The sequence below is a fragment of the Sinomonas atrocyanea genome, assembly GCF_001577305.1.
GTDB lineage: Bacteria > Actinomycetota > Actinomycetes > Actinomycetales > Micrococcaceae > Sinomonas > Sinomonas atrocyanea.
Genome location: NZ_CP014518.1, coordinates 4,381,317 through 4,402,442, shown reverse-complemented (window position 1 = coordinate 4,402,442; position 21,126 = coordinate 4,381,317). Strand labels below are relative to the sequence as shown.

Sequence of the window (21,126 nt, the reverse complement as noted above, 5' to 3'; positions counted from 1 at the left end):
GGTGTCCGTTGCCAATTCGTCACCCAGGCGCACGAAATCACCTGTGGATATCCCTGTGCGGATCTCGAGGCCGACGATGATGGGCCTGTGGATAACGGTGGGGATAAGTGCTGTGGATTTGCGACGTCCGTGGCGGTGGGCGGAGACACGTGCATAGCGCCGGCGTGGAATGTGCGGGCTGCGGTCCTTTGTGTTCATGCAATGATCGCGCTGTCGCGGCATCCACGCCCGACAGTGAGTAAGCCCAGGCACTCCGATACGTGCTCCGATGGATGAGTAGGGGCTGAAATCAGCCGACTCGGGCCGAGTTTTGTGGGACACGTCCGGTGCTTCGTAGCTGGAGGTCGACGGCGGCTGCGAATTGGCACCCACAACGAATCCGAGCCCGGAGGGGACAATGCCGCTTGCCCTCCTTGTCTCAGCTGGTAACGACGGCCAGCACAGCGCGGCAGAACCGGCTGTGGATATTGCCTGTGGATAACCCTGTGGAGTACTGGGCCGTTGGTTCGGTTTGGTGTGGATAACCCGCGCGACTGTACCCATGGATGGGCGTTCCACAAGCTGCCGGCCCGGCCGTAAGGAGAGGCGTCGTTTCACGTGAAACCATGGCCGCGGTGTTTCACGTGAAACAGAGACAGCACCCTGCGCACCCTTTCGCGACGTGGCCACCACTCAAGGGCGACGCCTCGTCGCCGTACGCGTCTGGGATGCCGCCCCGTACCGGGGGCCAGTCTGCCGACCGGGCCCGGGCGAACGCGGGCGCTGCCGTCAGTCGCAACGCTGAGCAAGATGCACGGACCGTCCTCGCGAGCGGCGCGTCTCCAGAATAGCGGCAGAGCACAGGACTGGGGCGTGCGAAGACCGAACATAGACAGACTGTTTCGATGCGGCCGCCCTTGCCGCGTTCGGGCGTGTCCCAAGTCGTCGAGAAACCGTGATGACGACCAGCTAGGGCATCGACCGGCTCTTTGAGGGAACCGACGCGTCTGCCCGTCGATCGGCGCGGATTTGGCATCTAGTAGAAGTCTCGCTGGCCTACAGACCGTAACTGCTGCCGGGGGGGTCAGCAGCGATCCATCGCCGGCAGCTGGTGTAGATCGTCGGACCGGCCCATCACCGCCGCCTGCGAGGAAGCGCTATGTTGTCCGGTACATGAGCCGGGGACGACCGTCGATCGTCTACGGGCGCCTGGAGGACCGCCGGGCGCACTTCTAGTGAATTCTCGTCCATCGCAACGCGTGACTAGAGCGACGCAGGTGAGATCGCGCACGATGCTGCGGCCCGCTCACGCTCCTGGTCGAGAATCGAAAATCATCGGCTCACGACGCAACGACGGGGGCCCGCGAATCTGTCCAGAGGGCATGCGGCGTAGCGAGACACCCCGTTTCCGCCACGTGAACGTTCCTGCTGGCCGGTGGTGCTCGTGGGTCGGCAGTTACAGGTAAGCGGATGGGAGTAGGTGGTGACACGAAGCGATCCGCTGCCAACACTAGCCGTGCAGGGTAGTGCCAACCTGCAGGTCCTGAGTTTGGGCTGATTTCAATGCTGACCGCTGTCCGTCCATGGGATCTGATGCCCCCGGGGTGCGGGTCCCAAGGTATGGTTGCGGCGTTGTGTCGGCGGGATTGCGGTTCCGTGGTGGCCCCACCATGCAGCCTGGCCACTTGGGCTTTAGGGGCTGCTGTCGATGTGGGATTAGCAGGACCACCTCGATAGGAGGTGTCTCTTTCTACGGAAAATCCTCGGCGGGGGCTTCTCAACAGCGGGCACGCGACGGACCTTCGTTTCACGTGAAACAGCGGTCGGAACAGCCTGGGCGATCGGGCTTCCGGGTGAATAGGATGCGCAAGCAGGGATGAGCGAACGCGGTGCCGCGAGCATGAAAGCCGCGCGTGCGTCGCTTGCTTCGGCTCGCGCGCCTCATGGGGCGCGAGCTGGTCTACGAAGACAGCGGCGTTTCACGTGAAGCACCGACGCACTAGGGCGTGCGAGGGAGAACGTGTGCGGGGCATCGTTGCACAAGAAAAGGGGAGGACGCCTCTTGGCGTCCTCCCCCCAGCATCGCAGCTGCGGAAGGCAGTCCTACTTCGCGAGGACCTCGTTCCACTCCTTCTCGAAGTACTGCTTGGGCCGGGCGCCGATGACGGTGCCCGTGACCTTGCCCTTCTCGAACAGGTACACGGCGGGGATCGATGTGATCCCATACTCGGCGGCAATGTTCGGGTTGTTGTCGACGTCCACCTTCACGACATCCACCTTGTCGGCGTATTCGACGGAGATGTCATCGAGGATCGGGCCGAGTTTGCGGCACGGTCCGCACCATTCGGCCCAGAAGTCCACAATGACAGGCTTCTCGGACATGAGGACCTTGTCAGTGAACTCGGCGTCAGTGACGTTCTTGGCGTTGCTCATCTCTTCTGATCCGATCTCTAGGGTGGGTCTCAGGACTGTGCTGCGAGGGAGCGGGCCTCGACGTCGGCCAGGTAGTGTTCGACGTCGAGAGCGGCGACACAACCCGAACCGGCTGCCGTGATGGCCTGACGGTAGGTGGGATCCACAACATCGCCGGCGGCGAAGACGCCCGGGATGCTCGTCTTCGAGGACCTGCCCTCCACGGCGATGGTGCCCTCGGGAGTGAGCGCGAGGACGTCCTTGACCAGGCTCGTCCGCGGATCGTTGCCGATCGCCACGAAAACACCGGTCACTGCGATCTCGGACTCGGTACCGTCCACGGTGCTCTTGAGCCGGAGGCCCGTGACCTTGTCAGCGCCGATCACGTCTGCAACCGCCGAGTTCCACACGAAGGTGATCTTCTCGTGGGCGAGCGCACGGTCCGCCATGATCTTGGAGGCGCGCAGGGAGTCACGGCGATGAACCACAGTGACCGAGCGGGCGAACTTCGTGAGGAAGAGGGCCTCCTCCATGGCCGAGTCGCCGCCGCCGATCACGGCGATGTCCTGGTCCTTGAAGAAGAAGCCGTCGCACGTGGCGCACCAGCTCACTCCATGGCCGGACAGCCGCTTTTCGTTGGGGAGACCGAGCTCGCGGTAGGCGGAGCCCGTCGCGATGATCACGGTGCGTGCCCGGTAGGTCTCACCGCTGGCCAACGTCACGGACTTGATGTCGCCCTCGAGCTCGAGCGACTCGACGTCTTCGAACTCGATCTGCGCGCCGAACTTCGAGGCCTGCTGCTCGAACTTGTCCATGAGCTCGGGACCCTGGACTCCCTCGGGGAAGCCGGGGAAGTTCTCCACCTCGGTGGTGTTCATGAGCTCACCGCCCGCGGTCACGGAACCAGCAAAGATCAACGGATTAAGGTTGGCTCGCGCGGTATAGATTCCGGCGGTGTACCCCGCGGGACCCGACCCGACGACGATGACGTCGCGGATCTCTGCGCTTGTCTCTGCAGTGCTCACGGAGTGCGTACCTCTTCCTTGGCATTCAACGGTTGGCGTCAGCATCCACAACACGCCGATGGATATCGATATTCCGGGACGCTGTCTGGTCCAAGGGTACCCATGGGGCCGGGGCACATCCCAAGCAGGGGTCACACGCACCCGTGAAACAGCGGAGGGCCCCGGGTGTGACCCGGGGCCCTCCACGACGTGCGTGCGGAGCGGCCGCTACTCGACCTTGATCTCAGCGAGGCGCAGCCCGTACGGGTACTGCGTCTTGGGAGCCGAGAGCCGGGGCAGCGCGTTGATCTGGATGATCACGTACTGTGCGGTCGGCGAGCCGCTGACCGGCACCGACACCTGCGGCCCGGTGAAGGACGTGGTCCCAGCGAGGGCGGCTCCGCTGAGGCTCGGCTGGCTGTTGGTGTAGATGCTCAGGTTGCCGCCCGATCCTCCGGACTGGATGAGGGTGACCTGCTTGATCTGGGCGGGGTTTGCGAGCTTGACCGAGAGGGCGACGCTCTTGGTGAATCCGCCCCAGTCCTCCCGCGCGAACTCCATGTCGGACCAGTAGGTCGCGGTGTTCCCGTCAAAGGTCAGCGGGAGCCTGCTGTCGAAGGCGTTCGCGAAGGAGAGCTCCTCCGGGTTGAGTCGGGTGACCGAGTCGATGGCCGGGGGCGCCGCAGGGGCGGTCGGCTCGGCCGAGGCGGACGCGCTCGGCTCCTGGCTGGCGGTCGGCTGCTGGCTGGCCTGGCCGGTGCTCGCGGTGCCGCCCTGCTGCGGCTGGAACAGCCCTCCGAGGGTGGTGAAGGCGAAGATGAGCGCGGCGATGAGCACGACGGCGAGCACCCCGCCGACGAGCCAGGGCATCGAACGTGGGCGCGTCGACTCGTCGTCCTCGTAGTCGCCATCGTCGGTGGCGGGCGACGACGGCCTGACCGCCGCCGGCAGGAATGGCGCGGCGCCGGCGGACGGCTGCTGCTGGCGCGGCTGAGGCTGCACGGCCGGCCTCTGCTGCGGAGCGGCGGCGGTGGGGGCCCCGCCCGAGGCGTCCCGGTTACCGGCTGACGACCAGGGCGTGACCTTCGGCGATGCGGCCTCCGAGGCAGGCTCGGCCGCGGCACCCGCACCTGCGCCCGCGGCACCCGCAGCCGCGGCACCGAAGGCCTGGGTGGACGTGTCCGCCGAAGAGGACGGCGTGCCGGCCGAGCGCGGGGGTGCCTGCGGAGGCGGCGGGACCGCCCCGGGTGCGCTGGCGCCCTGCGCCGTACGCGGCTGCTGCTGCGTGGGCCGGTCCTGCACCGGGGGGAACCCGCCCGACTCGTACTGCTGGTGTTCCCGCCGGGCCGCAGCTGCCGCAGCTGCCGCAGCAGCCGCGCCCGCGGCCCCAGCGGCCGCCGCGCCAGGAGCACCGCCGCCGTGGGCACCCTGGTCCTCGGGATGCTCCGGCTCGCCGTAGTCGTCGTAGCGGATGTACTGGTCGGGACGGCCAGGGTCGACCATGCCGTCGTACGTCTCGGGCTCGCGGGACCGCGACTCGCCGAAGATCTCGCTGCCGAGGGTGTCGGTGAAGAACGGCTCGACGTACGGCGTCTCCTGCGGGACGATCAGGTCGAGCAGGTCCGCGGGCGAGGTGTGGTTCGTGATGAGGTACGTGGAGCCGTGGCTGATCCCGAGATCCAGCACCTGCACGGCCCCGTGCCGCTCGCCCATGGCCACCTCGCGGGCGCTCTGGGCCAGCTGGTCCGCGTTCGAGGGCCCGGCAACGAGAATGCTCACGGGCCGGTTCAGGACCTGGTCCACGCCGCCGAGGACAAGATCGCTCTCGTGGGACGTCACGATCGAAGACGTGACTTTGTACCGCCCCCGAGCACGGTGCCGACGTCGATGGACTGGGCCACGGATACCTCCTGGTCGCTGGCGCGGGCACGACCGGTGGCCGCGCTTGTGCTGCTAGTGATCCTAGCGGAAGGGGCTGTCAAGCCTCGGGGCGGTGGTGGTCCGACTCGTCGGGGAAGTGCGGATTCTCTCCTGGCGGTCCCTGGAACGTGTGGCGCCCCGGGATCCTCTCGACGGGCGCGGTGGCCGGCCTGGCCCGGTACATGACCGGGTCGAACTGGCCCGAGATGCGCGGGATGATGCCGGTGTCATCCGAGATCGTGGTGAGGGCGGCGGTGATGGGCGCCTCGGTGCGCTCCGGCTGGGAGCCGGCGGCAGCGGCGCCGTCGTGCGCCGGGACGGGCGACGGCGGGGCGCCGCCGCCTTGCGCGAACCGGCCGCCAAGGCGTCCGAGGATCGGGCCGAGCAGGTCCTGCACCTCGCTGACGCGGAAGAGCCGCAGCAGCACGAAGTAGACCACGAGCATCGGCACGGCGATGATCACAATCGCCGCGAGCGCCGCCCAGTTGGAGCTCCAGATGAAGCCGCTCGGGTTGTAACCGCCGAGCAGCCCGACGGCAAGGGCCCCCACCAGGGCGGAGCCCGTCGCCGCGTAGCCCATCCGGATGTACGAGCGGGCGACCGTGGGCCCGTCGAGGTGGCCGAGCTGCCGGCGGAGGTAGTGGCTGCTGAGGACCACGGAGAGGATGTTCCCGACTGTGTAGAGGCCGGCGATCGAGAAGATGATGTACCGCGGCGGCAGGAACTGGATCGTGAACGCGCCCATCACGTTGAGCATCGCGAGCCACAGCTGGATCTTGAACGGGGTCCGCGCATCCTCCTTGGCGTAGAAGACGCGGGCCATCATGAAGTTCGCGCTCATGAACGGCGTGCTGAGCGCCAGGATGCTCAGGGTCTGGGCGAGCATGACGCCGTCCGACGCGCGGCCGCCGGAGAAGAACATGCCCAGCGGCGCGGCCAGCGCGAACAGGGCGAGGGCCGCGAAGACCGTTGCGACGGCCATGGTGCGCAGGCCGTGCGAGAGCGCCTCCCGGACGCCGGCACGGTTCCCCGCCTGGGACGCCTCGGTCATCCTGTTGAACAGCACCGTGGCCAGGGACAGGGCGATGATCGAGTGCGGCAGGAGGTACAGCTGCGACGCGATCTCGAGCACCGTGTTGCCGGGGACCTGCTGCCACAGGGGATTGCCGGCCTCCTGGAGCCGCTCGCGCTCGGCGCCCGGCTGGGACGCGACCCTCATGACGTACAGGAACGTCAGCTGGCCCACCGCGGTGGTCGCCAGCGTCCAGATGCCCAGCTTCGCGGCGGCACCGAGGCCCACGCCCCGCCAGCCGAAGCGCGGAGCCAGGCCGAGCCTGAGCTTCAGGACCGGGATGAACAGCAGTGCGGTCTGGATCGCGACGCCGATGGTGGACACCGCAGCGATGAAGAAGGTGTGGGCGCTGGTCCAGTTGTCGAGGCTGTGGGGATTGCTCCGGTTCGCCCCGAAGATCCACACGAACATGCCCAGGCCGCTGATCGCGACGATGTTGTTCACGATCGGCGCCCACATCGCCGGCCCGAAGGCGCCGTGCGCGTTGAGCACCTGGGTCAGGAGGGCGTAGAGCCCGTAGAAGAAGATCTGCGGCAGGCACCAGTAGGCGAAGACGGTCGCGAGGGCCAGCTGCTGGGGGCTGTACCCGGAAGTGGTCAGCTGCATGACCCACGGCGCGGCCACCGTGACCGCGGCCGTGAGCACCAGCATGACGATCACGCCGAGGGTGAGGAGGCGGCTGATGTAGTCCGCCCCGCCGTCTGCGGCCTTGCTGGCCTTGATGATCTGCGGGACCAGGACGGAGTTGAACACGCCGCCGGCCACGAGCAGGAAGATGAGGTTCGGGAGGTTGTTCGCGTTGACGAACGTGTCCGCCACGGTCGAGCCGAGACCGAGGGCGAGGATCAGCATCCACGAGCGGATGAAGCCGAGCGCCCTCGAGACCAGGGTGCCGGCCGCCATGATCGCGCTCGAGCGGGCCTCGGAGGCGGGTGCGGACTTGGGTGACGCCACGGCCTGCCTCACGAGAGGAGGTGCTCGGGCAGCACCTCGCGCGCCAGGTCCGCGATGCGGCGCTCATTCGGGAAGGACAGGCGCCGGGTGAGCTCCGAGATGGGGATCCACGCGACGTCGACCGCCTCGTGGTCGGGGTCGTTCTCGATGGTCAGGTTCCCGCCCACCGCCCGCAGGAGGTAGTGGTGCACGGTCTTGTGGACGCGGTGGCCCGTGACGGTGAACCAGTAGTCGATGCTGCCCAGCGGGGCGAGGATCTCACCGGAGATGCCCGTCTCCTCGCTGATCTCCCGGATCGCCGCGCGCTCGTTCGACTCGCGTCCCTCAGGGTGGCCCTTGGGCAGGCACCACTCGAGGCGGCCGCCTCGGTTGAGCCGGGCGATGATCGCCACCGGGAGGTTGGGGTCCGCCGTGTCCACGACGACCCCGCCCGCCGAGACCTCTTCAACGGTAGGGAGGGACGAGGGATAGGCGTGCCCGGCCGGGGCGATGTGCGGCCCGACGGCCGACGGCAGGGGCGCACTCCTCCTCTTCTGAGGATCGCTCGGCAACGGGATGACCATGCAGTCCACTCTAACCAACGAGCCCCGGCCGGGACGGCACCGGGGGCGCGGAGCGCGCACGCGCCGGGATCTGCCAAGCTTTAAGGACTATGGCAGCAGATGACACGGCAGCGCACGGGCCCCAGTTCGAGGTGGACCCGGTGGTCCTGGAGCTCGGGCGGAGGTTCGCCGAGGCGGGATTCGAGCTCTCGCTCGTGGGCGGTCCCGTGCGCGACCTCTTCCTCGGCCGCACGTCCCCGGACCTGGACTTCACGACCGATGCGACGCCGGATGAGACGCTCTCCGTGGTGAAGGGGTGGGCGGACGCCCACTGGGACATCGGCCGTGAATTCGGCACGATCGGTCTGCGCAAGGGCAGGCACCAGATCGAGGTCACGACCTACCGGGCCGAGGCCTACGACTCCGCCTCGCGCAAGCCCGAGGTGGCCTTCGGCACGAGCCTCGAGGCGGACCTCGGCCGGCGCGACTTCAGCATGAACGCGATGGCCCTCCGCCTGCCCTCGCTGACCCTCGTCGACCCGTTCGGCGGCCTGGCGGACCTGCGTGCCGGGATCCTGCGGACGCCGGGCACCCCCGAGCTGTCCTTCTCCGACGACCCCCTGCGCATGATGCGCGCCGCCCGCTTCGCCTCCCAGCTGCGCGTGGGGGTGGCCCCCGAGGTGCGCGCGGCGATGGCCGGCATGGCGGAGCGGATCACCATCGTCTCGGCCGAACGCGTGCGCGACGAGCTCGTGAAGCTCGTCAACGGCGCCGAGCCGCGCACCGGCATCGACCTGCTCGTCGAGACTGGCCTCGCCGAGCACGTGATTCCCGAGGTCCCCGCGCTGCGCCTCGAGGCGGACGAGCACCACCGCCATAAGGACGTGTACCACCACTCGCTCACGGTGCTCGAGCAGGCTGCCGAGCTCGAGACGGGACCCGACGGTGCCGTGCCCGGCCCGGACTTCGTGCTGCGGTTCGCTGCGCTGATGCACGACGTCGGCAAGCCGGCCACGCGCCGCTTCGAACCGGGCGGCGGGGTCACCTTCCGCCACCACGACGTCGTGGGGTCGAAGCTCGTGAAGAAGCGCATGAAGGCCCTGCGCTTCGACAATGACACGATCAAGGCCGTGGCGCGGCTCGTCGAGCTGCACATGCGCTTCTACGGGTACGGCGAGGCCGGGTGGAGCGACTCGGCCGTCCGGCGCTACGTGACCGACGCCGGCCCCCTCCTCGAGCGCCTGCACCGCCTCACCCGCTCCGACGTCACGACGCGGAACCAGCGCAAGGCGGACCGCCTCGCGTTCGCCTACGACGACCTCGAGCGGCGCATCGCGGAGCTGGCAGAGCAGGAGGAGCTCGCCTCGATCCGCCCCGATCTGGACGGGCAGCAGATCATGGCGATCCTGGGCGTGCGCCCCGGGCCCCTCGTGGGCCGCGCGTACAAGTTCCTGCTCGAGGAGCGCATGGAGCATGGCCCCGCCTCCGAGGAGGAGGCGCGCGAGCGCCTGCTCGCGTGGTGGGCGCAGCAGCCCGAGTCGGCATCAGCAGCAGAGAGCGTCGAGAGCAAGGAGCACTAGTGGACGGGATGGGCCTTCCGGGCATGGAGGACTTCGGTCTCACGAGGCTGTGGCTCCTGCGCCACGGCGAGACCGAATGGTCCAGGAGCGGGCAGTACACCGGGCTGACCGATCTTCCGCTCACGCGGGTCGGCGAGGACCAGGCCCGCGCAGCCCGGCGGGCGCTCGACGGCGTCCACTTCGGCCTCGTGCTCACCTCACCCCTGGTGCGGGCGCGCCGGACGGCGGAGCTCGCCGGCTTCCCCGAGGCGCAGCCGGAGCCCAATGCCGTCGAGTGGGACTACGGCGACTACGAGGGCGTCCGGTCCGCCGACGTCCGCGCCGAGAACCCGGACTACCTCATCTGGAAGGACGGCGTGCCGAACGGCGAGGCGCTCGAGCACGTCGGGGAGCGCGCCGACAGGATCGTCGAGCGGGTGCGCACCGCCGGCGTCGACAACGCCCTCGTGGTGGCGCACGGCCACTTCTGCCGGATCCTCGCAGCACGCTGGCTCGGCCTGCCCGCGTCCGCCGGGCGCCACTTTGTGCTCGGCACCGCGAAGGCCTGCCGCCTGGGCTGGGACAAGAGGACGCCGGCCGTCGAGGCCTGGGGGCTCTGAGCGGCGGCCCGCGCGGGAAGCTCGGAATTCTTTCAAAGAATCCTGCTTTTCTGCTTGCGGTTTATCGCCGGCAGTGGGTATTTTATGGGTGCACGGCTTTTTCGAGCCGTTCCCGAAGCAGTTGCCCCAAAGACCTACTGGCGAAGAAGGAGGCTGGACCGATGATGATGACCAAGGTTCTCTACCGTGGTTGGACCGCGTTTGCGATGGGCGGTCATCGCGGCCTCCTGCCGGTCTCTGGCGCCTGCAGCGCCTGATCCCTCGGCCAACCGGCCCTCACGCCGCGTCTCCTCAGTGAGTACCGCCTTCTAGGTGGCACCCCCGGGGCCGTGGCGCGGGCCGTTCGTGGAGATCAGTACGCCCGGCGTGCCTGACGGGCCGTCCGGAGCCGCCGCCGCGCTTCCTTTCCCCGCCGTCCCCGGCGCCCTCCGTGGGCCTTGCGACGGCGGCACGTCCTGTGGACCCCTGATATTCCACAGGTCATTCCCGCCCTGACAATTCCCCTGCATTTCTGCGGGCGAATTGCGCTGCGGAATTCACCGTTATCCCTTTCGGCGATAACCCCTGCCCTTTCGTCGCCCGCCGGCGACGGTCCGCCAGGCCGCGCCCTGCCGCGCTGCCCCCTGCCCTGGAGCTCCCATGCCCTCGCGCACCCCGCTGCCCCTGACCGACACCGAATCCCTGCGCGCCGAGCGCACGGCGGCCCGCCCGCCGTCGTCCGCCAGCGTGCCCCCGCAGCCCCAGACCGCCCCCGAGGAGGTGACCCCCGTGGCCCATCGCATCCGGAGCGCCCTGCGCGCCCTCGGCCTGGCCCGGATCGACGCGGAGCGCATCGACGCCCACCGCGACGCCGTCCAGCGCGAACTCGTGCTCTCGCGGCCGGTCCTCTGACCCGGCCCGCCCCCGTGCTGGGGCGGGCCGCCCAGCCAGCCGGTAGGCTCGAGGCCATGGTGGTGCGCTCCGACGAGAAGCCCGAAGCACGGCAGGCGGTCATCTCGCCGACCCGCAACGACCCCCTCCTCCACACGCTCTCCGAGGCCGTGGGCGGGCCCCTCGGCGAGCACGCCGCCCCCGGGATCATCCGCAGCGGATTCTGGACCCCCGAGCGGGTGCTCGTGGTCCTGACCGTGCTCGCGGCGGTGCTCGGCGTGGTCCTCAAGGGCTACTGCAGGGTCAACGGCTGGACCACCCCGCAGCACTTCTACGCAACCTGCTACTCCGACTTCCCGGTCCTGTTCAAGGAGCGCGGCCTCGCCGACGGGGTCCTGCCCTTCCTCAACGCCAACGCGCCGTTCGAGTACCCGGTGCTCACGAGCCTCATCGCCGGCCTCACCGCCCTCCTCGTGCCGGGGACCGGGAACACCGAGGCGCGGGCCACCGGCTACTTCGACGTGAACGCGGTGCTCGTGGCCGTGATGTGGATCGTTGCCGTCGTCGTGACCGCCCGCTCAAACCCACGGCGCCCCTGGGACGCCGCCATGCTCGCCGTGGCCCCCGGGGCTATCCTCGCCGGGTTCATCAACTGGGACATGTGGCCGCTCGCGCTGCTGGCGATCGGCATGTACGCGTTCGCCCGCCGGCAGCCGCTGTGGGCCGGGGTGTTCATCGGCCTCGGCGCGGCCACGAAGCTGTACCCCGTCCTCGCCCTCGGGGCCATCCTGCTCCTGGCCGTGCGCACCGGAAGGTACCGGCCCCTGTGGCTCACCCTCGGGGGAGCCGTGGGCACATGGCTCCTGGCCAACCTGCCGTTCATGCTCCTCGACCTGCGCGGCTGGCTGTACTTCTTCACCTTCACGCGGGACCGGCAGCCCGGCTTCTCCTCGGCGTACTACGCCTACAACCTCGTGGCCGGCCGGCTGCGCTGGGCCGCGCTCGACGCACCGGCCGTCAACGCTATCGCCGCCGTCTCCTTCGTCCTCGCCCTCGTGCTCATCGCCTTCGTGGCGCTCCACGCCCCGCGGCGTCCCCGCCTCGCCCAGCTCGTGTTCCTGCTGGTGGCCGCGTTCATCCTCACCAACAAGGTCTACTCCCCGCAGTACGTCCTGTGGCTCATCCCGCTGCTCGCGCTCGCCCGGCCACGCTGGCGCGACTTCCTCGTCTGGATGGCCGTCGAGGCCCTCCACTGGTGGGCGGTGTGGATGTACCTCGGCGCGATCACGAGCGGGGGCCCGGCCACCAACAACATCGACTCGCCCTACTACGTGGGCGCCGTCCTCGCGCACATGGGTGCGGTCGCCTACCTCTGCGTGCGGGTGGTCATGGACATCTACGAGCCGGGCGGCGACCCTGTCCGCCGCAGCCGCCAGGACGACCCCCAGGGCGGCGACTTCGACCACGCCCCGGATGCAGTCACGGTCCGCTCCCTCGAGCGCCGGGCGGCTCCTGCGCCCGCCACAGCGGACCGGTGACCTCCCGCCCGCCCATGCCGCCGTTCGATCTGGCCCGCATCGGCGCCGGCCTCCCGTTCGCCGGATCGCTCGCGGAGCTCGGGACGGCCCTCGCGGACCCGGGCTCCGCGGCGGTCGTGCAGGCGCCCCCGGGCACCGGCAAGACCACCCTCGTGCCGCCGCTCGTGGCGAACCTCGCCTTCGCGGAGGCGCACGACGGCGGCGCCCCGCCGCGCGTCGTCGTCACCCAGCCGCGCCGGGTCGCCGTACGGGCCGCGGCGCACCGGCTCGTCGCGCTGGAGGGCGCCGGTGCGCACCGGATCGGGTACACCGTGCGGGGCGAGCGGACGGCTGGCGCGGACACCGTCGTCGAGTTCGTCACGCCCGGGGTGCTGGTGCGCCGCCTGCTCGCCGACCCGGGCCTGGACGGGGTCAGCGCCGTGGTCCTCGACGAGGTCCACGAGCGCGGGCTCGAGACGGACCTCCTGGTGGGGATGCTCGCCGAGGTCCGGCAGCTGCGCGGCGACCTCCGCCTCGTCGCCATGTCCGCCACCGTGGACGCACCGCGCTTCGCCAGGCTGCTGGGCGGGGACGATGGACCCGTGCCGGTGGTCGACTGCCCGTCCGCTCTGCACCCGCTCGAGGTGACGTGGGCGCCGTCGGACGCGCCCAGGCTCGACGAGCGCGGAGTGGCCCGCACCTTCCTCGACCACGTGGCCGACACCGCGGCGGCCGAGCACGCGGCCGAGCTGGCCGCCGGCCGGGACGTCGATGCGCTCGTGTTCCTCCCCGGCGCACGGGAGGTCCGGCACGTCGCCGAGCGGCTGCGCGCGCGGGCGCGGGGAACCGAGGTCCTCGAGCTCCACGGCCAGGTCCCGGCCGCGGAACAGGACCGCGCGGTGTCCGGCCGGGGCCCCGGGGACCGGCCGCGGATCGTGGTCTCGACCGCGCTGGCCGAGTCGTCGCTCACGGTTCCTGGGGTGCGGCTCGTCATCGACTCCGGGCTGGCCCGCGAACCTCGCCGGGACTCCTCCCGCGGGATGTCCGGCCTCGTGACCGTCTCGTGCTCCCGCGCCTCGGCACAGCAGCGGGCCGGGCGCGCCGCGCGCCAGGGGCCAGGCCGCGTGGTGCGCTGCTATGACGAGCGGGCCTACGCCGCGGCCCCCGCCCATTCGACCCCCGAGATCGCCTCCGCGGACCTGACCGAGGCAGCGCTCGTCCTCGCGTGCTGGGGAGCGCCCGGCGGCTGGGGCCTCGCGCTCCCGGACGCGCCTCCGCGTGCGGCCCTGGCCGACGCCCTCTCCGTGCTCGCGGCGATCGGCGCCGTGGACGACGCCGGCCAGGCCACAGCCCTCGGGCGCAGGCTCGCCCGTATCCCCGCCGACCCGCGGCTGGCCCGCGCGCTGCTGGAGGGGGCCGGGCTGGTCGGCGCGCGCGCCGCCGCCGAGGCGGTCGCGATGGCTGCCCGTGACCTGCGCCCACCCGGTGCGGACCTCGGACGCCTCCTGGGGGCCCTGCGGTCTGGCCGCGACCCGCTGTCCCGCGCCTGGGCCGAGGAGGTCAGGCGGTTCGAGCGGATCGCGCGGGAAGCCGGGGCCGGGTCCGCGCAGGGACATGACCCCTCAACGGAGGGACATGAACCGTCAACGGAGGTGGGGGCCGTGATCGCCCTCGCCTTCCCCGGCTCGGTGGCCCGCCGGGTCCCCGGCGACCGGGAGGCCTATCTGCTCGCCTCCGGCACACGGGCCGGACTCCCCGCCGGCAGCTCCCTGTCCGGGCACGAGTGGCTCGCCGTGGCCGACGCCGCGCGGGCGGCGGGCCGGGACGCGGCGGGGACGGGCGCCGCCGTGCGCGCCGCCGCCCCGATCACCCGCGAGCTCGCCGAGGCGGCCGCCGCACACCTGCTGACCGACCGCGTCGAGGCCGGCTTCGCGAACGGGCGCGTCGCGGCGCGGCGCGAGCGGCGGCTCGGCGCCATCCAGCTCACCTCGACCCCGGTGCGGCCCGCACCCCAGGAGGGCCACGCCGCCGTGGTCCGGGCACTCTCGGCGGACGGTCTCGGTGCCATCGGCTGGTCCGAGGGCGCGGACGCCCTGCGCCGCAGGCTCGCCCTCCTCCACCGCGAGCTCGGCGCGCCCTGGCCTGAGGTGTCCGAGGCCGCCCTGCTCGCCCGCCTCGACGACTGGCTGGCCCCGAGGTCGACGCGCTCGCCCGGGGCGCCGCGGCGCGCGGGATCGACCTCGCCGAGCCCCTGCGACGCCTCCTGCCCTGGCCCGAGGCGTCCCGGCTCGCCGAGCTCGCGCCGGAGCGGCTCGAGGTGCCCAGCGGGTCGCGGGTGCGGATCGAGTATCCGCCGGTCGAGGACGTCGCGGCGACGGACAGCACAGGGGGACCGGGCGCGCTCCCGATCGTGGCGGTCAAGCTCCAGGAATGCTTCGGCTGGGCCGAGACGCCCCGCCTCGCGGACGGGCGCGTGCCGGTGCTCTTCCACCTCCTCTCCCCGGCGGGGCGGCCGCTCGCCGTGACCGCCGACCTCGCCTCCTTCTGGTCGGGCCCCTACGCGCAGGTGCGCGCCGAGATGCGCGGCCGCTACCCCAAGCACCCCTGGCCCGAGGACCCGTGGACCGCGGTGGCGACGGCGAAGACGAAGAGGCGGCTCGCGGGAGAGTGAGGCGGTGCCCGGCACCTCTGACGGTGCTCGGGCATATCGACGCTCGGGCATATCGACACAACTCAGGCGTTCTTGGGGCCGTTCCGGGCCTGTTCGGGGACCGGGTTGTGTCGAAATGCCCGCCACGGGCGGTGTCAAGGGTGCAGCGGCCAGCCACTACCCTTGATGGGTGGCCCACCTCGACCTCTCCGGCATCGACTACGTCCTCTCGGACGGCACCCCGCTCCTGAACGGAGTGGCCTTCAAGGTCCCGGAGGGCTCGAAGACGGCGCTCATCGGCCCGAACGGCACGGGCAAGACGACCCTGTTCAAGATCATCGCGGGCGACCTCACCCCCGATGAGGGCGTGGTGGGCCGGTCCGGCGCGATGGGCGTCATGCGGCAGTTCATCGGCCAGGTGCGCGACGACTCGACCGTCCGGGACCTCCTGCTGGGAGCCGCACCGCCGGACGTCGCCGCCGCGGGCCGGGCGCTCGATGCCGCCGAGCTGGCCATGATGGAGAACGACGGCGAGGCCACCCAGATGGCCTACGCCCACGCGATCGCCGAGTGGGGCGACGCCGGCGGGTACGAGTGGGAGACCGTCTGGGACGAGGTCACGATGGCTGCGCTCGGCGTTCCGTACGAGCGCGCCCAGCACCGCGCGGCATCGACCCTCTCCGGGGGCGAGCAGAAGCGGCTCGTCCTTGAGGCACTCTTCGCCGGCCCCGACGACCTCCTGCTCCTCGACGAGCCGGACAACTACCTCGACGTGCCCGGCAAGCGGTGGCTCGAGGACATGCTCAACTCCTCGCGCAAGACGGTGTTCTTCATCAGCCACGACCGCGAGCTGCTCAACAACGCCGCTGGGCGCATCGTCACCCTCGAACCAGGGATCAACGGCGCGAGTGCCTGGGTCCACGGCGGCGGGTTCGCCTCCTACGTCGAGGCCCGGGCCGAGCGGAACGCCCGGTTCGAAGAGCTGCGCAAGCGCTGGGACGAGGAGCACGCGAAGCTCAAGGAACTCGTGACCATGTACAAGACGAAGGCGGCGTTCCGGTCCGACATGGCCAACCGCTACCACGCCGCCCAGACCCGGCTCGAGAAGTTCCTCGCGGCCGGCCCGCCCGAGGCGCTGCCGGTCGAGCAGAACGTACGGATGCGCCTGCGCGGCGGCCGCACGGGCAAGCGCGCCGTGGTGGCGGAGAAGCTCGAGCTCACCGGCCTCATGAAGCCCTTCTCCGCCGAGATCTGGTTCGGGGACAGGGTCGCCGTGCTCGGCTCCAACGGCTCGGGCAAGAGCCACTTCCTGCGCCTGCTCGCGCTCGGCGGCACCGACCCCGAGCGCGAGCACCTGCCCGTCTCCGAGGTCGTGATCGCCCCTGTTGCGCACGAGGGGACGGTCAGGCTCGGGGCCCGAGTCCGCCCCGGGTACTTCGCCCAGACCCACTCCCGCCCGGATCTCGCGGGCCGGACCCTGCTCGAGATCCTCCACCGCGGCGACGAGCACCGCTCGGGCCTCGCGCGGGAGGCCGCCGCGGGTGCCCTCGACGGCTACGGGCTCGCGGGCCAGTCCGAGCAGAAGTACGAGTCCCTCTCGGGCGGCCAGCAGGCCCGGTTCCAGGTCCTGCTCCTGCAGCTCTCCGGGGCCACGCTGCTGCTCCTCGATGAGCCCACCGACAACCTCGACCTCCACTCGGGCGAGGCGCTCGAGCGGGCCATCGAGGCGTTCGAGGGCACGGTCCTGGCCGTGACGCACGACCGCTGGTTCGCCAAGTCGTTCGACCGGTTCCTCGTCTTCGGCTCCGACGGCACCGTGCGCGAGGCCTCCGAGCCCGTGTGGGACGAGGGGCGCGTCGAGCGGGCCCGGTAGGCCCAGTCCCGCACGGTGCCGGCGGCGCGGCACGTAGCATCGCCCCATGGACGCCCATTCCGCCGAGGCCCCGCCTGCCCTGACCGCCCGTGACGCCACCGCCGAGGACTGGCCGCGCATCCGCGACATCTACGCCGCGGGGATCGAGCCCGGCGACGCGACCTTCGAATCAGCACCCCCGCCCACCTGGGAGGCCTTTGCCGCGAGGAAGGAGTTCGTGCTCGTGGCCTGCGAGTCGGGCGCTGGTTCACGGGTGCTCGGCTGGGCCGGTGCGGCCCGCGTGTCCGCCCGGGAGGTCTACCGCGGCGTCGTGGAGCACTCGCTCTACGTGGACCCCGGGGCCGGCGGACGCGGCGTGGGGACCTTCCTCATGGCGGCCCTCCTCGAGGAGTCCCGGAATCGCGGGATCTGGACCGTCCAGGCCACTGTGTTCCCCGAGAACGCCCCGAGCCTGGCGCTCCACCGGAAGTTCGGCTTCCGCGAGGTGGGTCGCCGGGAACGGATCGCGCTCATGGGCCACGGGCCCCTTGCGGGGACGTGGCGGGACACCGTGCTGCTCGAGCTGAGGCTCTGAGGCGCTCCTCGGCACTCCGGGACAGCTGCGCTCCTCGAAGCGGCAACCTCACGGATCCGTTCGGCGCCTCCGTGGCTACCGGCCCTATCCAACCCGGCGCGGCGGGGGGAGAATGGCAGGACTGGACGATCCCCTTCCGGACCGAATGAGGGCGACGACGTTCTCGCGGTCCCCTTCTGGATCGAGCTTGAAGGAGCCGGCCCTTGTCTTCGCAACCGTCCTCCGGTGCTGCGCGCCCGCAGGCCCGGCTGTTCATCTACGACCGTCACGACCTGGCCCGGGAGAGCCTCCGCGAGCTCTTCCAGGACGAGGGGTTCGAGGTCATCGGCACCGACGGGGACCCAGCCGCCGCGGCCGCGCGGATCCTGGATCTGCGGCCCGATGTGTGCGTGCTCGACGCCGGGATGCTCACGTGGGCGGGGGTGGACATCTGCCGCCTCGTCCGGGACGCTGACCCCGCGATCCAGTGTGTGCTCCTGGCCCCGTGGGACGCCCCCGAGCTCGGCCGCCGGGCCGCGGCGGCGGGAGCCAGCGCGCTCGTCCTGAAGAACATCCGTACCGCCGAACTCCTCGCCGCCGTGGCCGCGGCGGCGTCCTCGGGCCAGGACCGCGCCGCGGTGCCGGAGACGGCCGACGAGGGCCACTGATCCTCGGCTCAGCCTGTTGTGATGCGCCCCTGCGCTGCGGAGTGCGCGCCCGGCGCGGCCACGACGTAGGACTTTTGGCCCTCCAGCTGGGAGCCGCCGTCTCGGACCCTTGGAGGAGCCCTTCGAGGATGCGAAACGGAGACCGATGAAGAACGCCCCTGCTCGCCCCCCGCGCCACCATGACCGCCCCGCGGCCGGGCGCACCCACTCGCCCCGTCCTCTCGACGCAGCCGACGACCGGCCGCCCCGCGACCCGGTCCGCTTCCCGCAGCCGCCCCACGCAGCAGGAGCCCTCGATCCCCAGGCGGTGCGCCGCCAGGAGCAGATCCTGGACGAACTCCTGCGCGCGGGCCTCGACGCGGAACAGGCTCTGGCCCAGCTCCACCGGCTCGAGGCCGGCGACATCTGGAGCGGATAGGCGTACGCCCCGGCGCGCTCTGCCATGACCGGCCGACTGGGCCGTTGGACTCTGGCCCCGATCCGGGGTGCGAGACGACAGTGGATCCAGGGGGCTGGGGCATCGTGGACAAGCAGGTCGCGGGGGAAACAGGCTTCATCTCGGGCTCGGCAGCCCTCGCCACACAGTGCCTTCCAGAGCGATCAGGAGGCGAGGGCAATGGCTGTCAGCTCTCACCAGAAGACCCCCGTTTCCCCGCGCGTGCGGGTGCGGTTGGCGGCCTGCGTGGCCGTGGCGGTGATCCTCGTCCTCGTGTGTGCCGGCGGCATCTTCGGGACCCTCGCCTATCCGCTCTCCCTGGCCTTCCTGGCGGCCTGGTCCCTGCGGGCGAACGAGTCCCGCAACGGCAGGCTCTGACCCGGCGTCCCGTCCGGGGCCGCAGCACGCGGCCGGCCGGTGCCAGCGCTGTCGGAGCCACCGCTTAGGCTGTCGGCGTGGGGAAATTCCGCGTGGTCTCTCTCGTCCTCGCCGCCGCCGTGATGGGCGCGGCGCTCACCTCGTGCGACGACGGCCGCCAGTCTGCGGCCAAGCAGGCCGCGGGCCAGCTCGCCTCGGCGCTCGCCGCCCGCGACGTCGGCGGCGTGCCGATGCAGGGCAAGGATCCGGCCGCCGCCCAGCAGCAGCTCGCCGCCGCCTTCAAGGGCCTCGGCGCGGTGAAGCCGGCCGTCACCGCGGGCGAGCCGAAAGTGGACGGCGACAAGGCCGGCGTCGTCCTCGCCTATGACTGGAAGCTCGCTGGGCAGGACTGGACGTACCAGACGACGGCGCAGCTCGCCCGGGACGGCGACCGCTGGCTCACGCAGTGGAAGGCCGATCTCCTCGCCCCCCAGCTCGGCGAGTCCGAGGTCCTCACCTTCGACACCACCGCGCCCGCCCGCGCCGACATCCTCGGTGCCGGGGACGCGAAGCTCGTGACTGAGCGGCCCGTGCTCCGCGTGGGAATCGACAAGTCCCAGCTCGCGGCGGACCGCCAGGCCGACTCCGCCGCCAAGCTCGCGGCCCTGGTCAAGATCGACCCCGGCGAGTTCGCCAAGCAGGTCAAGGCTGCCGGCGAGAAGGCCTTCGTGGAGGCCATCACGCTCCGTGACGAACCCGGGCGCACCCCCACCGACGACCAGATCGCCGCCGTCCCCGGCGCCATCACCGTCAAGGACAGCATGCCCCTGGCGCCGACGCGCACGTTCGCACGGCCGGTCCTCGGCGTGATCGGGCAGGCCACAGCGGAACAGGTGCAGGCCTCCGGCGGGACGATCCAGCCCGGTGAGACGGCCGGTGCGAGCGGTCTGCAGGCCCAGTACGACTCCCAGCTCCGCGGCCTGGACGGGGTCACCGTCCACGCCCAGCCCGCGGACCTCACGGCGGAGAAGCTCAAGGCTGACCCCGGGTCCCGGCGCACGCTGTTCACCAAGCAGCCGGTGCCCGGCACCCCCCTGAAGACCACCCTCGACCCCCGCCTCCAGCAGCTTGCGGAGGACGAGCTCGCCGGGATTGGGCCGGCCTCGGCGATCGTCGCGCTGCGTCCCTCCGACGGGGCGGTCCTCGCTGCCGCATCCGGTCCCGGCAGCAACGGGTACAACACCGCGATGCTCGGCCAGTACGCGCCGGGGTCGATCTTCAAGACCATCGACTCGCTCGCGCTCATCCGCCAGGGAGCCACCGCGGACCTGAAGGTGCAGTGCACCCCGACCCTCACCGTGGACGGCAAGACGTTCCAGAACGCCACCGGCTATCCCGCGTCCTCGCTCGGCGAGATCACCGTGCGCGATGCCTACGCCCACTCGTGCAACACCGCCTTCATCTCCCAGCGCGACAAGGTCTCGCAGGCACAGCTCGAGTCCGCTGCGACCTCTCTCGGGGTGGCCGTCGGCGCCCCCAGGCTCGGGGCGCCGGCCTTCCTCGGATCCGTCCCGGGCGACGCCGGCTCCACCGACCACGCTGCCTCGATGATCGGCCAGGGCAGGGTGCTCTTCTCCCCGCTTGCGGCGGCGATCATGGCGGGATCGGTCGCGAAGGGCTCGCCCGTCTCGGCGCAGCTCGTGCTCAACCCCCAGGCTGCCACCACGCAGGGCGGCCCGCCGTCCGCGGACGCGTCCGCCACCGCCGCAAGCGCCCCCGCAGGTGCCGGGAGCGGCTCGGCCAGCCCGGCGCCGTCGTCCGCAGGCACGACGGCGAGTCCCTCCTCCCAGCCCGGCCCCCCGCTCACGGGCGCGGAGGCGGCGGTGCTGAAGGACATGATGCGGGCCGTCGTCACGAGCGGGCATGCCGGATTCCTCGCGGACGTCCCCGGCGGTCCCGTGGGAGCGAAGACCGGCACGGCGGAGTTCGGCTCCGACACCCCGCCCAAGACCCATGCCTGGATCATCGGGACCCACGGCGACCTCGCGGTGGCGGTGTTCGTCGAGGAGGGCGGCCTGGGGGCGACGGTGTCCGGGCCGCTGCTGAAGAACTTCCTCGTCAAGGCCGGCTGAGCCGTCGT

Annotated in this window: 15 protein-coding genes and 1 pseudogene; 11 read left to right on the top strand and 5 right to left on the bottom strand. The window is 71.2% G+C overall.

The window, feature by feature from the left end:
• Positions 1-2,082: 2,082 nt before the first annotated feature.
• From trxA to SA2016_RS20165, 5 genes are all read right to left on the bottom strand, one after another.
• Entirely contained in the window at positions 2,083-2,412 is a 330-nt protein-coding gene (trxA, locus tag SA2016_RS20185; RefSeq protein ID WP_066501726.1) for a thioredoxin, read from the bottom strand.
• A 29-nt stretch (positions 2,413-2,441) separates the two neighbouring features.
• Positions 2,442-3,416: a thioredoxin-disulfide reductase gene (gene trxB / locus SA2016_RS20180; protein ID WP_066501724.1), complete on the bottom strand. Its 975-nt coding sequence runs from the start codon at positions 3,414-3,416 to the stop codon at positions 2,442-2,444.
• A 207-nt stretch (positions 3,417-3,623) separates the two neighbouring features.
• A complete protein-coding gene (locus SA2016_RS21645) occupies positions 3,624-5,234 on the bottom strand; it encodes a hypothetical protein (protein WP_066501722.1) in 1,611 nt (536 codons plus the stop codon).
• A gap of 139 nt (positions 5,235-5,373) precedes the next feature.
• Positions 5,374-7,341 carry a murein biosynthesis integral membrane protein MurJ gene (murJ, locus tag SA2016_RS20170; RefSeq protein WP_257125841.1) on the bottom strand — a complete coding sequence of 656 codons (1,968 nt, stop codon included), beginning with the start codon at positions 7,339-7,341 and terminating at the stop codon, positions 5,374-5,376.
• Between the two features lie 8 nt (positions 7,342-7,349).
• Positions 7,350-7,856 (bottom strand): NUDIX hydrolase, encoded by a 507-nt coding sequence (locus SA2016_RS20165; RefSeq protein ID WP_066502983.1) that lies wholly within the window; start codon positions 7,854-7,856, stop codon positions 7,350-7,352.
• Positions 7,857-7,993: 137 nt separating this feature from the next.
• Here SA2016_RS20165 and SA2016_RS20160 point away from each other — a divergent pair, with 137 nt between their 5' ends.
• The 11 genes and pseudogenes from SA2016_RS20160 to SA2016_RS20115 all read left to right on the top strand — a co-directional run bounded on the left by SA2016_RS20160 (position 7,994) and on the right by SA2016_RS20115 (position 21,118).
• Entirely contained in the window at positions 7,994-9,463 is a 1,470-nt protein-coding gene (locus SA2016_RS20160) for a CCA tRNA nucleotidyltransferase (protein WP_066501720.1), read from the top strand.
• An 8-nt stretch (positions 9,464-9,471) separates the two neighbouring features.
• Positions 9,472-10,062, top strand: coding sequence for a histidine phosphatase family protein (locus SA2016_RS20155; protein WP_229710884.1), 591 nt, complete (start codon positions 9,472-9,474; stop codon positions 10,060-10,062).
• Between the two features lie 639 nt (positions 10,063-10,701).
• Positions 10,702-10,953, top strand: coding sequence for a hypothetical protein (locus SA2016_RS20150; protein ID WP_066501718.1), 252 nt, complete (start codon positions 10,702-10,704; stop codon positions 10,951-10,953).
• A gap of 56 nt (positions 10,954-11,009) precedes the next feature.
• Positions 11,010-12,470 carry a glycosyltransferase family 87 protein gene (locus SA2016_RS20145; RefSeq protein ID WP_174835364.1) on the top strand — a complete coding sequence of 487 codons (1,461 nt, stop codon included), beginning with the start codon at positions 11,010-11,012 and terminating at the stop codon, positions 12,468-12,470.
• Between the two features lie 14 nt (positions 12,471-12,484).
• A pseudogene (hrpB, locus tag SA2016_RS20140) lies at positions 12,485-15,120 on the top strand (ATP-dependent helicase HrpB).
• Positions 15,121-15,289: 169 nt separating this feature from the next.
• Complete coding sequence (locus SA2016_RS20135) at positions 15,290-16,972, top strand: ABC-F family ATP-binding cassette domain-containing protein (protein WP_066501716.1); 1,683 nt, start codon at positions 15,290-15,292, stop codon at positions 16,970-16,972.
• A gap of 46 nt (positions 16,973-17,018) precedes the next feature.
• Complete coding sequence (locus SA2016_RS20130) at positions 17,019-17,546, top strand: GNAT family N-acetyltransferase (protein ID WP_066501714.1); 528 nt, start codon at positions 17,019-17,021, stop codon at positions 17,544-17,546.
• 203 nt (positions 17,547-17,749) lie between these two features.
• Complete coding sequence (locus SA2016_RS20125) at positions 17,750-18,193, top strand: response regulator (RefSeq protein WP_066501711.1); 444 nt, start codon at positions 17,750-17,752, stop codon at positions 18,191-18,193.
• 145 nt (positions 18,194-18,338) lie between these two features.
• Positions 18,339-18,611 (top strand): hypothetical protein, encoded by a 273-nt coding sequence (locus tag SA2016_RS20120; protein ID WP_066501707.1) that lies wholly within the window; start codon positions 18,339-18,341, stop codon positions 18,609-18,611.
• A 198-nt stretch (positions 18,612-18,809) separates the two neighbouring features.
• The gene (locus tag SA2016_RS21640) at positions 18,810-19,007 is read left to right on the top strand and encodes a hypothetical protein (RefSeq protein ID WP_141305485.1); all 198 of its coding nucleotides are present in this window, start codon (positions 18,810-18,812) and stop codon (positions 19,005-19,007) included.
• A 77-nt stretch (positions 19,008-19,084) separates the two neighbouring features.
• Complete coding sequence (locus SA2016_RS20115) at positions 19,085-21,118, top strand: penicillin-binding transpeptidase domain-containing protein (RefSeq protein WP_066501705.1); 2,034 nt, start codon at positions 19,085-19,087, stop codon at positions 21,116-21,118.
• Positions 21,119-21,126 lie beyond the last annotated feature (8 nt).